Annotated in this window: 11 protein-coding genes; 8 read left to right on the forward strand and 3 right to left on the reverse strand. The window is 65.3% G+C overall.

The genetic code is table 11. The annotated features are described in order from the left end of the window. Nucleotides 1-83 precede the first annotated feature (83 nt). A complete protein-coding gene (locus M1M07_RS13110) occupies nt 84-980 on the reverse strand; it encodes an acyl-CoA thioesterase II (protein ID WP_248674451.1) in 897 nt (298 codons plus the stop codon). 7 nt (nt 981-987) lie between these two features. Here M1M07_RS13110 and M1M07_RS13115 point away from each other — a divergent pair, with 7 nt between their 5' ends. The 6 genes from M1M07_RS13115 to M1M07_RS13140 all read left to right on the forward strand — a co-directional run bounded on the left by M1M07_RS13115 (nt 988) and on the right by M1M07_RS13140 (nt 7,041). Beyond that, the gene (locus M1M07_RS13115; protein WP_308200800.1) at nt 988-2,067 is read left to right on the forward strand and encodes an aldo/keto reductase; all 1,080 of its coding nucleotides are present in this window, start codon (nt 988-990) and stop codon (nt 2,065-2,067) included. A gap of 125 nt (nt 2,068-2,192) precedes the next feature. Continuing rightward, the gene (locus M1M07_RS13120; RefSeq protein WP_085470912.1) at nt 2,193-3,218 is read left to right on the forward strand and encodes a phosphotransferase family protein; all 1,026 of its coding nucleotides are present in this window, start codon (nt 2,193-2,195) and stop codon (nt 3,216-3,218) included. Nucleotides 3,219-3,266: 48 nt separating this feature from the next. Further along, the gene (locus M1M07_RS13125; RefSeq protein WP_085470913.1) at nt 3,267-4,571 is read left to right on the forward strand and encodes an acyl-CoA dehydrogenase family protein; all 1,305 of its coding nucleotides are present in this window, start codon (nt 3,267-3,269) and stop codon (nt 4,569-4,571) included. Beyond that, a complete protein-coding gene (locus M1M07_RS13130; protein WP_248674453.1) occupies nt 4,568-5,314 on the forward strand; it encodes an SDR family NAD(P)-dependent oxidoreductase in 747 nt (248 codons plus the stop codon). Before M1M07_RS13125 ends, M1M07_RS13130 begins: the two co-directional genes overlap by 4 nt. 37 nt (nt 5,315-5,351) lie before the next feature. Continuing rightward, complete coding sequence (locus M1M07_RS13135) at nt 5,352-6,332, forward strand: NADPH:quinone oxidoreductase family protein (protein WP_248674454.1); 981 nt, start codon at nt 5,352-5,354, stop codon at nt 6,330-6,332. A 34-nt stretch (nt 6,333-6,366) separates the two neighbouring features. After that, nucleotides 6,367-7,041 (forward strand): TetR/AcrR family transcriptional regulator, encoded by a 675-nt coding sequence (locus M1M07_RS13140; RefSeq protein WP_248674456.1) that lies wholly within the window; start codon nt 6,367-6,369, stop codon nt 7,039-7,041. A 91-nt stretch (nt 7,042-7,132) separates the two neighbouring features. On the opposite strand, the gene M1M07_RS13145 is transcribed toward M1M07_RS13140, so the two are convergent. Together M1M07_RS13145 and M1M07_RS13150 are read right to left on the reverse strand one after the other, a co-directional pair. Further along, nucleotides 7,133-9,283, reverse strand: a complete 2,151-nt coding sequence (locus tag M1M07_RS13145; RefSeq protein ID WP_248674458.1) for an acyl-CoA dehydrogenase — start codon at nt 9,281-9,283, stop codon at nt 7,133-7,135. A 43-nt stretch (nt 9,284-9,326) separates the two neighbouring features. Continuing rightward, nucleotides 9,327-10,085 carry an SDR family NAD(P)-dependent oxidoreductase gene (locus tag M1M07_RS13150; protein WP_248674459.1) on the reverse strand — a complete coding sequence of 253 codons (759 nt, stop codon included), beginning with the start codon at nt 10,083-10,085 and terminating at the stop codon, nt 9,327-9,329. A 226-nt stretch (nt 10,086-10,311) separates the two neighbouring features. On the opposite strand from M1M07_RS13150, the gene M1M07_RS13155 reads away from it, so the two are divergent. Both M1M07_RS13155 and M1M07_RS13160 read left to right on the forward strand, forming a co-directional pair. Beyond that, nucleotides 10,312-10,617 (forward strand): hypothetical protein, encoded by a 306-nt coding sequence (locus M1M07_RS13155; RefSeq protein ID WP_248674513.1) that lies wholly within the window; start codon nt 10,312-10,314, stop codon nt 10,615-10,617. Nucleotides 10,618-10,657: 40 nt separating this feature from the next. Then, nucleotides 10,658-12,169 (forward strand): class I adenylate-forming enzyme family protein, encoded by a 1,512-nt coding sequence (locus M1M07_RS13160; RefSeq protein ID WP_248674460.1) that lies wholly within the window; start codon nt 10,658-10,660, stop codon nt 12,167-12,169. Nucleotides 12,170-12,195: the final 26 nt, after the last annotated feature.

The following is a 12,195-nucleotide window of genomic DNA, read 5'->3' on the forward strand; positions in this document are numbered from 1 at the left end:
CGTGCAAACGATAGCCCCGTCGAGAAGCAGAAAACGCACGCCGACCTGCGTCGACGCGCGTGTCTGTTCGGTCCGAGTCTCTGTCAGTCCCGGAAACGCAGTAGCCCTTCCTGTGCTGTGCTGGCAAGGAGATTGCCGTCTCGGTCGAACAGGTAGCCGCGCGAGAGGCCGCGACCTCCGCCCATCCGGTACCCGTGTTGCTCGTAGAGGTGCCATTCGTCGGCGCGGAACGGTGCGTGCCACCAGACCGTGTGATCCAGGCTCGCCAGCTGCAGACCGGGTGTGTCGATGTGTCGGCCGTGTGGGGGAAGCGCCGCGGAAAGCAGGAACAGGTCTGAGCAGTAAGCGAAACCTGCTGCGTGGACGAGAATGTCGTCTCCGAGCCGCTCCGGGGTGCGGATCCAGGCGCGCTGGCGCGGTGGTCGGCTCTCACCCCGGCGATTCGCCAATCGGGGGTACTCCTCGGGGAAGCGGAACTCCACTCCGATATTCGTCAGGAGCGGAGGAAGCCACGTGGCTTCGCTGAGTTCTTCTTCGCTCAGGCTGTCCTCGAGCCGGGGGAGTTCCTCTGGAGGGGTGGCCGGAGCGCTCACCGGAGTTTGATGCTCGAGCCCCTTCTCCGGGCGCTGAAACGATGCGGTTGCAAGGAAGATCGTGCGGTCGTTCTGTACCGCCCGTACCTGGCGCGTGGTGAAGCTGCCCCCGTCGCGCAGGCGTTCGACGTGGTAGTCGACGGGAGTGTCCGAGCGCCCGGGATGGACGAAATGGCCGTGCAGCGAGTGCACCTGCCTGTCGCGATCGACAGTCAGACCCGCGGCGACCAGTGACTGTCCGAGGGCTTGGCCACCGTATATCCGCGGAGCCTGGGTATAGGCCGAACCCCGAAACACGTCGTAACCCACATTCTCGAGAGAGAGAATCTGCCCGACGGGCGGGCGGGGGATACTCGCGAGAGTCTCGACGGTGACAGCGATAGACATCGTTTAATTGTATAACTACGTTGTCCTTCAGTATAGGTCGTATCCAACGCGAGGAGTACCGATGGAATACCGCTATCTGGGCCGTAGTGGCGTGCAGGTGTCCGCGCTGTGCTTGGGCGCGATGTCGCTGGGATCGATGGGCAACACCGATGTGAACGAATGCACCGAGATCGTGCATCGGGCGCTGGATGCCGGAATCAACATGATCGACACCGCCGACGTCTACTCCCGAGGGCAATCCGAGGAGATCGTCGGGGCCGCGATCGCCGGTCGCCGTGACGACGTCGTGCTCGCCACGAAGTTCTACAACCCGATGGGCCGCGATCGCAATCGCCGCGGGGCGTCGCGCCGTTGGATTGTGCAGGCCTGTGAGGACAGCCTGCGGCGGCTGAACGTCGACCACATCGACCTCTATCAGATCCACCGGCTCGACGAGAACACCGACTTGGACGAAACCTTGTCCACCCTTTCGGATCTGGTGCGATCCGGGAAGGTGCGGATGATCGGCTCGTCGACCTTCCCGGCCGAAGCCGTCGTCGAAGCGCAGTGGGTGGCGGAGCGGCGCGGGCACGTCCGGCTGCACACGGAACAGCCCCCGTACTCGATCTTCGTGCGCGGTGCCGAACGTGATGTGTTCCCGACGGCTCAACGCCACGGCATGGGCACGCTCGTCTGGAGCCCGCTCAACGGCGGGTGGCTGACCGGCAAATACCGCGCTGGCGCGGATCCGGAGGCGGACTCGCGATTCGCGCGAGTGCCGCAGGGTTCTTGGCGCACCGACTCGCCAGGTGCGCAACGCAAGCTCGACGCACTCGACAAGCTGGAGAAGGTCGCGGTCGATGCCGGCACAGACCTCATCGGCCTGTCGATCGCCTTCGCGAAGGCACACCCCGCGGTGAGCTCGGTGATCATCGGCCCGCGCACCGTAGGCCAGCTCGAAAGTCAGCTTCTTGCAGCTGACCTCGTGCTCGACGAGGACATCCTCGACCGCATCGACGAGATCGTGTCGCCCGGCACCACCATCGCGCGCGGCGACCTCGCATTCGAACCCCGGGCGGTGCGCCACAAGCGACTGCGGCGCCGCTGACGGTGCCGTCGCGGCCGAGCATTGACAACCATCGGCAAAGTCAGAATACTATTCTCAGAATAACAATCTGACTTTTGGCTTCTTGTGGTGACTCCACCGGGAAGCCTTCGGTGGAAAGGCATCGCATGACGCCCCTCGACGACAAGCAACTCCACGCCGACCTTGCCGTCCGCGCCACGCGCGCCGGCCAGGAATGGCGCGAAGGCCTCACCGTCTCCGATGTGCGCCCGCTCTCGGGTGGTTCGTCGAGCCTCACCTTCATCGCCGATGCCTCGTGGCCCGCGGGGGATCAGCAAGTGGTCCTCAAGGTCGCGCCTCCCGGGCTCGAGCCCGTCCGTAACCGCGACGTCCTGCGGCAGGGGCGTTTGATGAACGCTCTGCACGGAGCGCCCGGCGTCAAGGTGCCGGAGGTCTACTTTTCCGCGGCTGGGAAGTCGAAAGAGGTCCCACCGTTCGTGGCCATGGCCTTCGTGGCGGGAGAATGCGTCGAGCCTCTGCTCGAGGACGATCGCACCGACGCGCTTCGGGAGCGGACACGCACGCGATTCCTCGATGCCGCCCGCATGCTCGGCAATCTGCACCGTGTCGTCCCCGCAGAGGTGGGTCTCGGAGACGAACCGGTCGTTACCATCGAGGACGAGATCAACCGATGGACGAGGGCGTTCACCACCGCGCCCGAGGACCTGCAGGGCGAGTACGAGACGTGCGCGAAGGCGCTGCATGCGACCGTCCCTCAGCCCATGGCTCACGTCGTCAATCACGGAGACTTCCGCCTCGGGAACACCCTGTGTGACGGCACGAAGGTCACCTCGATCATCGACTGGGAAATCTGGTCTGTCGGAGATCCCCGCATCGACCTGACGTGGCTGACGTATTTCACCGACGAAGCCCGGCATCCGGCCCGCCCCAACGACGAGCCCTGTGGTGCGCCGATGATCGCCGAAGTCGTCCGGGAGTACGAAAACTCGTTCGGCGCGAAGATTCCCGATCTCGAATGGTTCGACGCTCTCACGCGCTACAAGGAAGCCGCCGCGACCGCGCTGCTGATCAAGCGCGCGCGCAAACACAACACGATGAACCCCTCCTTCGCGCGGATGGAACCGGCACTGCCGGAGCTCATCCGCGAGGCGCTCACCCTCGTCGGCGCCTGACACGCCGCAAGCTGCGCCACACCACGAACTACTTGTAAAGGGACGACTATGTGGGATTTTCAGACCGATCCGGAATTTCAGGAGAAGCTCGACTGGGTCGCGACGTTCGTGCGCGAGGAGTGTGAGCCGCTCGACCTGCTCTTTCCGCACCTCGGCCAGCCGTACAACACGGAGAACAAGGCGGCCCGCGCGATCGTGAAGCCGTTGCAGGAGCGCGTCAAGGAGCAGGGCCTGTGGGCGTGCCACCTCGGCCCGGAGCTCGGCGGCCAGGGATACGGCCAGCTCAAGCTCGCCCTGCTCAACGAGATCCTCGGTCGCTCCATGTGGGCCCCGACGGTTTTCGGCACCGCCGCGCCGGACACCGGCAACGCCGAGATCCTCGCGATGTTCGGTACCGATGAGCAGAAGGCCCGCTACCTGCAGCCGCTGCTGGACGGGGACATCGTCTCGTGCTTCTCGATGACCGAGCCGCAGGCGGGCGCGGACCCCAAGGAATTCGTCTGCTCGGCCCGTAAGGACGGGGACGAATGGGTGATCAGTGGGGAGAAGTGGTTCTCGTCCAACGCTCGGTACGCGTCGTTCCTGATCGTCATGGCGGTCACCGACCCCGACGCCTCGCCGTACCGACGGATGTCGATGTTCGTCGTCCCCGCCGAGACGCCGGGGATCGAGATCATCCGCAACGTCGCAGTGATGGGCGACCGCGAGGAACTCGACGAGGGCACCCACGGGTACATCCGGTACAACGACGTGCGGGTGCCGGCAGACGCCATCCTCGGCGGACCGGGACAGGGCTTCGAGGTCGCCCAGGCCCGCCTCGGCGGTGGACGAGTCCACCACGCGATGCGCACCGTCGGCAAATGTCAGCGCGCCTTCGACATGATGGCCGAGCGGGCACTCTCGCGGACCACGCAGGGTGAGACGCTCGCGAAGAAGCAGCTCGTTCAGCAGTTCATCGCCGATTCGGCCATCGAACTCGCACAGTTCCGGCTGCTGGTTCTCAACACCGCGTGGGTCATCGACACCCAGCCGCACGGTGCCGCCCGCACACAGATCGCGATGTGCAAGGTTGCGATGGCGAAGGTCTATCACGACATCGTTCATCGGGCGATCCAGGTGCACGGCTCGCTCGGTGTCACCATCGAACTCCCGCTGCACGAAATGTGGGCGGGCGCGTTGTCGCTCGGCCTGGCGGACGGGCCCACGGAGGTCCACAAGGTCGCCGTTGCCCGCGGTGTCCTGAAGAACTACGAGCCCGTCGACACCCTGTTCCCCTCCGAGCACATCCCCACCCGACTGGCTGCCGCCAAGATCAAGCACGCCGCTGTCCTCGAAGAGTACGGAATCGCATGACCGACAACATGTTCGACCTCGACGGCAAGGTCGCCCTGGTGACCGGCGGCAGTCGCGGACTCGGACGCGAAATGGCCCTGGCCTTCGCGCGCGCCGGCGCGGACGTGGTGATCACGAGCCGCAAGATCGACGCGTGCGAAGCGGTGGCGCAGGAGGTCGAGGCCCTCGGCCGTAAGGCACTGCCGGTCGCGTGCCACGTCGGCAAGTGGAGCGACATCGACGCACTGGTCGAGGCTGCCTACGAGACCTTCGGCAAGGTCGACATTCTCGTCAACAACGCCGGCATGTCGCCAGTGGCACCGTCGTCCGCCGAGACGAGCGAGGAACTGTTCGACAAGGTCATCGGCGTGAACTTCAAAGGCCCGTTCCGGCTCAGCGCGCAGATCGGTGAGCGGATGGCAGCGGGCGACGGCGGGTCGATCATCAACGTGTCCTCGTCCGGCGCGATCTTCCCAGCGCCGAAGTTCGGCCCCTACGCCGGAGCGAAGGCGGCCCTGAATGCACTGACAGGTGTGTTCGCACGCGAGTTCGGTCCCACGGTCAGAGTCAACACGATCTCCGCGGGCCCGTTCCTCACCGACATCTCCGAGGCATGGCCGGAGGAATCACGCCGCTCGACCCGCAGTGCGGTCGGACGGCCGGGGAAGCCGGAGGAGATCATCACCACCGCGCTGTACCTGGCGAGCCCTGCATCGAGCTACACCACCTCGTCGCTCGTGCGTGTGGACGGTGGACTGTACTGATGCATAACCCATCCCGGGTCCGAGGAGGCGGTTAGCCATGCGAGCAGCACGTTGCGAGAGATACGGGCCGCCGGATGTGGTGACGGTGTGCGATCTGGCCGATCCGGTCCCGGCCCGGGACGAGGTGCTGATCGAGATTCGTGCGGCGGCCGTCAACTACCCCGATGTCCTCACGGTCGCCGACAAGTACCAGGTGTCCGTTCCCACGCCCTTCACTCCGGGTAGCGAATTCGCCGGAGTCGTGCGGGCGGTGGGAGCGGATGTCCGGTCGGTCGAACCGGGCGACGCAGTCATGGGTTCGGCGATGACCGGAGCATTCGCGGAACTGATCTGTGTTCCCGCAAGTGCACTCACTTCCAAACCCGACGGCCTCGACTGGGTTTCTGCGGCGGCGTTCCGCGTTACGTACACCACCGCCTATCACGCACTGGTGACCTTCGGTGCGATGCGGGCAGGCGACTGGGTGGTAGTGCTGGGTGCCGCCGGGGGAGTAGGGACTGCAGCAGTCGACGTCGCGACCAGGCTCGGAGCAAGAGTCATTGCCTGTGCGTCTTCGGAGGAACGATTGAGGGCCGCGACGAAACTCGGAGCGGAGGTCGGTGTTTCGTATCACTCGGAAGATCTCAAAGCACGCATCAAAGAGATCACCGGTTCTGGTGCGCAGGTAGTGATCGACCCCGTGGGCGGGAAGTACGCGGAGCCGGCGCTGCGGGCGTTGGCCCCGGGCGGCACGTTTGTCACCGTGGGATACGCCACGGGCGAGATTCCCCGAATACCGCTGAATCTGGTTCTGTTGAAGGATCTTACGATTCGGGGTGTCGAGCTGCGCACCCTCGCGCAACGACATCCGGACGCACCGGCGCGTGCGCAGCAGACCCTTGATGCGCTTGTGGCCGAGGGGATGAAACCACTGGTGTCGCACGTGTTCGACCTGGACGACGTCACCACGGCGCTGGCGAGCTTGAACGACCGGTCTGCGGTCGGGAAGGTCATCATCGCACTCGGCAGCGCCTGCTAATCTCAGAACCGCATTTTCAGTCGTTTGGAGGTGAATGTCGGCCGTGTCCTCATCTCCCGCCGATTCGCTCGACACCGATTTCTTGGTGATCTCCGGTGGTCGCCAATTACGTCGTGCCGCCAGTCCTGCCCGGCAGGAGGCATACGACGCCGAGGTCCGGACCCTGATCCGGGCGACTTCCGAGGTGATGCTCCGCAAGGGGTGCACGGAGGTGCCGAAGGTCAGCGAGATCGTCCACGAGGCCGGTATCACCAATCAGGCGTTCTATCGGCACTTCCGCAGCCGTGACGACGTCATCGTTGCCACCTACGAGCAGGGCATGCTGTCGGTGTACAGCTATCTACGTCATCGCGTGGGTAAGAAGTCGTCTTGGCGGGACAAACTCGAAGCGTGGATCGACGGGGTACTCGCACAGATCAAGGACCCGAAGCTGGCTGATCTGAGTGCCGTGATTCGGTGGAACGTAGCCCAGATCGCCAGAGAGAAAACCGAAATCGAGCCGATGGGGCAAGAGCGTATCCGTGCGCTGCTGTTGTCCATCCTGGCTGAGGCCGGCACGGAAGACCTCGACCGGCAGGCGCTGTTCGTCAACACACTCGTCTCCGGGATTGCAACGCACTATATAGACACCGGCCGGCGACCGACGTCCGAGGATCGGCAAGCGCTTCTCCGTTTCTGCCTCACCGGACTCGGAACTCGTTCGGCATAGACGGGCGCCGTGCGACCGCCGATAAACAAGTGCCGGGCGCCGGAACAGGTAACTCTACCCACCCCGGCGCCCGGCACCGACAACTCTGGTTCTAGTTCGCGATTTGCTCGCGCGGTAGACCCAGTATCCGCTCGGCGATCACATTGCGGTTGACCTCGGAAGTGCCACCGGCGATCGTCATGGCCCGGGACATCAGGTAGCTGTACGCAAGGGACGGCTCGTCCCCGGCCACCACCGCTGGGCCGGCGATGCGCAGTGCCAATTCTCCGACGTGCTGCGAGTGCTCGGCGACGAGCATCTTGCTGATGCTGCCTTCGGGGCCGGGCTCCCCACCTGCCACAGCCCGCACGACGTTCCGGACGTTGAGGACACCCATCGCCTGTTCGCGTGCCACGAGCTCGGCGACAGCGCGCGTCGTCGCGACATCTCCGGCAGCGTACTTCTCGGCGACGTCGAGCAGCATGTAGGCGGAGCGTTCCTCGCCGCCCGTGCTTCCACCACCGATGGATACGCGCTCGTTGCCGAGCGTTGCGCGGGCCACCGTCCACCCGTTGTCGACCGCTCCCACCACGTCCTCGTCGGGAACGAACACGTCGTCGAAGAACACTTCGTTGAACACGGCGTCGCCCGTGATCTCGCGTAGGGGTCGCACCGTCACGCCGGGTGCATTCAGGTCGACGACCACAGCGGTGATGCCCTTGTGCTTCGGGACGTCCCGGTTCGTGCGGATCGTCGCGAGGCCACGGTTGCAGTTCTGCGCGTTGGACGTCCACACCTTCTGCCCGGTGATCCGCCAACCGCCGTCGACCTTCACGCCGCGCGTCGATACCGCCGCCGCATCCGAACCCGCGCCGGGCTCGGAGAACAGCTGGCACCAGACGAGATCGCCCATCAGACCCGGCCGGATCCACCGTTCGATCTGCTCGGCGTTGCCGTGCTGGGTGAGTGTGAGCAGGATCCACGCACCGATACCCAGGTTGGGAAGATCGACTCCGTCGAATTCTTCGTCGATGACGAGCTGCTCCACAGGGGACGCAGCGCGGCCGTATGGCTTCGCCCAGTGCGGCATGAGGTAACCGGAGTCCACGAGCAGCGCGCGGCGATCCGCTTCGGACGCTGCCTGGTACTGCTCGGCGAATTCGCGGGCCTGGGTACGGAAGGTCTCGGCCTCGGCAGGCAGATCCACCGCGAAATGGCGTCGCACCCCTGCCGTCCCCGATTCCACGATCGAATCGAGCGCGGAGTCGGGCTCACCGAACAGTGCCCGCAGGGTCTGCGCGCGGCGGAGGTGCAGGTGGCAGTCGTGCTCCCACGTGAACCCGATACCACCGTGTATCTGAATGCTCTTCTCCGCGTTGGAGATATACGAATCGAACGCGAGCGCGCGAGCGGCGTCGAGTGCGAGTACGGCCTGCTCGCCTTCCGTTCCGGCGCGCGCGGCATCCCATGCGACGGCGACTGCGAGCTCGCTGGTCGCGAGCATATTCGCAAGGTGGTGTTTAATTGCCTGGAACGAGCCGATGGCCCGCCCGAACTGTTCCCGCACCTTCGCGTAGTCCAGCGCTGCGTCGAGCGTCGCGCGGGCACCACCTGCGGATTCTGCTGCGGCGAGTGTCCGGGCGATGTGGCGAGCCCGGCCGGCGGCCCCGAGCACGACGGCTGATGCCGTCGCGTTGTCGAGGAGCACGTGCGCAAGACGCAGCGTCGGCTCGAAATCGGAAGCCGGGATGATGGTGACGGCCGAGTCGTCGGGCGAGACGAGTACGAGGTCGTCCTCAACGACGAGGGCGAGCACGTCGGCACCGACGGCACCCACGACGAGGCCGGCGTCACCGGAGATCGTTGTGCCGGATGCGGAGAGCGACCCGGCAATGCCGAGCCCGGCAAGGGTCGAGCCATCTGCAAGACCCGGCAGCCAACGCGACTTCTGCTCATCGTTCCCGGCGGCGGCAACGGTCGCGGAGGTTGCTACGGATGCCAGGAACGGGACGGGGACCAGTAAGCGGCCGAGCTCCTCGGCAACAATCGCCACTTCCGGCAGACCGACGTCTTCGCCGCCGAAGCGGGACGGCAGGTGCAGGCCGAGCCAGCCGAGTTCGGCGAGCTGCTTCCAGAGGGAGGTTGTATCGGTGTTCGGGTCGTCGAGTACGCGTCGCGCGAGTGTCGCGGCGCCGTGGCCCGTAAGGAACGACCGGACTGCATCCGCGATGTCGCGGTGGTCGTCGGTGATCGCGAGTGGCATGAGGGCTCTTCCTAGGTGTGTTGTCGTCGAGTGCTGGTCTCGATCAGCGCGGTGCGAATCGCTGGCCGGCGTCGAGACGCAGGCACTGTCCGTTGAGCATGGCGTTGTCGACGATTGCGAGTGCGAGTTTCGCGTATTCTTCGGGGCGGCCCATGCGCTTGGGGAAAGCCGCATCTTCGACCAGGGGCGCGACGCGGTCGTCCGGGATTGCGGCGGTGGCACCGGTGGCGAACAGGCTCGGCGCGATGGCGAGTACGCGGATGCCGTAGGAGCCCAGGTCGCGGGCCATGGTCAGGGCCATGCCGGCGATGCCGGCTTTGGCAGCGGTGTAGGCGACCTGTCCGATCTGGCCTTCGAAGGCGGCGATCGAGGCGGTGTTGATGATGACGCCGCGCTCGTCGTCCTCGGGTTCGTTGTTCGCCATGTGGGCGGCGGCGAGGCGGTTGAGGTTGAACGTGGCGATCAGGTTGAGGTCGACGACCTGGCGGAAGGTCTCGAGATCGTGCGGGCCGCTGCGTCCGAGGGTCTTTTTGGCTGTGCCTCCGCCCGCGGTGGTGACGATGACGTGGAGCCCGCCGAGCTCGGTGACGGCTGCGGCGAGTGTTTCCTCGACGCCGGTGAAGTCGGTGATGTCGGCGGGGTAGAAGGTGGCGCCGATTGCGGTGGCGATCTCCTTGCCGTTACTGCTCTCGCGATCGAGGATCGCGACCTGGGCGCCCTGTGCGGCGAGTGCCTCCGCGGTGGCCCTGCCCATTCCGGAGGCGCCTCCGACGACGACGGCTTTCTTTCCGCTGATGTTCATTCAGACTCCTGGTGTCGGTATGTACGGTTCGGGTCGCCACGCGAAGGTGGTGGTGTGCCGGGATCTTGTGTGTGGTGACTAGTCGTATGTTAGGTCACTTATAGTACTATCTAAACTATGTGACGGACGCTACTCTGACAATGGCAGTAGTGAACAGCCACCGAAGTGACATCGTCGAGCCGGAGATGCGGCTTGACTGCAGAACTTGCTCAATGGAGGAATCGTGATTCTCAAAGTCGGTCAGTCGCTGGCCAGTTCCGTCGACACCACCACCGTCATCGTGGTCCGCGCACCCAAGACGGATGTGTCGTTGACCTGCGGCGGGGTCGACATGGTAGTCGGCAAGAAGGGCGAAGGGGACGGCTCGTCGATCGACCCCGCGTACATCGGTGGCGCAGAACTGGGCAAGCGTTACGCCGATGACGAAGCCGGAATCGAGGTTCTGTGCACCAAGCCCGGAAAGGGCAGGCTCGAACTCGACGGCCGCGCGCTGCCCCTGAAGGCGGCCAAGCCGCTGCCGTCCTCGGACTGACACCGGTGTCGGTGAATCGATTCCTCGAGCGGAGTGACGAATGAATCTCACGATGTTGCTGGACATGGCGGTAGACGGCTTCGGCGACCGCATCGTGGTCGGAAGCCGCGATCTCGGTATCTCGGCGGCGCGACTGCAGGAACTCTCGGTCGCCGGTGCCGCCGCGATCCGTGAAGCGGGAGCCGACTCCGTTGTGTATCTCGCGGTCAACGGCCCGGCGTTCCCCGTGGCCATGTTCTCGGCAGCCCGCGCCGGTGTTCCGCTCGTTCCGGTCAACTACCGGCTCGGCCGCGAACAGCTCGACGGGCTGCTCGCGAACCACCCCCGTGCACTCGGCATCGCCGACATCACTCAGGCGGAGGCTCTCGAGCGAGCAGGACTGACGGTCTTCTCACCTCAGGAATGGATCCAGAGCCTTGCGTCGTCGACGAACACCGCGTTCGACGAGGACGATGATGTAGATACCGACGCGCCAGCTGTGGTTATCTACACCTCCGGAACCACCTCGGCGCCGAAAGGCGTGTTGCTCCGGCACGAGAATCTCACCTCGTATGTGTTCGGGTCGGTCGAGTTCGCCTCGGCCGAGGAGACCGACGCCGCGCTCGTCAGTGTCCCGCCGTACCACATCGCTGCGGTCGCGAACGTGATCACCAACCTCTACGCCGGACGACGCACCATGGTGCTCGAGCAGTTCACCCCGGATCAGTGGCTCGACACGGTTCGCCGCGAGGAGATCACCAACGCACTCGTGGTACCCACGATGCTCGCGCGCATCGTCGAGTCCGACGCGGACAAGAGTGTTCCGAGCCTGCGCGGTCTGGCGTACGGCGGTGCTCCCATGCCTGCGAAGGTCATCGAGCGTGCCCTGCAGATGTGGCCCGAGACGGGGTTCGTCAACGCGTACGGCCTCACCGAAACCAGCTCCACCATCGCGGTTCTCGGACCCGACGACCATCGAGCGGCGCTCGCGAGCGACGACGAGTCGGTCCGGGCGCGGCTCGGCTCGGTCGGACAGGTCGTACCCGGTATCGACCTCGAGATCCGCGACTTCGACGACAGCGTGCTCGAACCGGGTGTGATGGGACGTATCTGCGTCCGCGGCGACCAGGTCTCCGCCGAATACGCCGGCATCGGCCGGATGGTCGACGAGCGCGGATTCTTCGATACCCGCGACAAGGGCTATGTCGACGAGGAAGGCTTCCTCTTCGTGGGGGGCCGGGTGGACGACACCATCATCCGCGGCGCGGAGAACATCGCGCCCGCCGAGATCGAGGACGTCATCCTGCGACATCCGGACGTCCTGGATGTTGCCGTTGTCGGCGTTCCCGACGACGAGTGGGGACAGCGCATCGAGGCGGCAGTCGTTCTCCGGCCCGGCGCCCCGGTCGATGCCGAAGATCTACGTGCGTTCGTGCGGGATTCGCTGCGCAGCAGCAAAACCCCCGATCGCATCGTGTACTGGGACGAACTTCCTCGGACCGAGACCGGGAAGCTCGTACGCAGGCACGTGGTGGACCGTCTCGTCAAGCAGGAGCAGTCCGCACAGGTCTGAGTTTCATGCATATCGGTCCGGCCGGC

This window comes from Rhodococcus sp. HM1, from assembly GCF_023218075.1.
In the GTDB taxonomy this organism is placed as follows: Bacteria; Actinomycetota; Actinomycetes; order Mycobacteriales; family Mycobacteriaceae; genus Rhodococcus.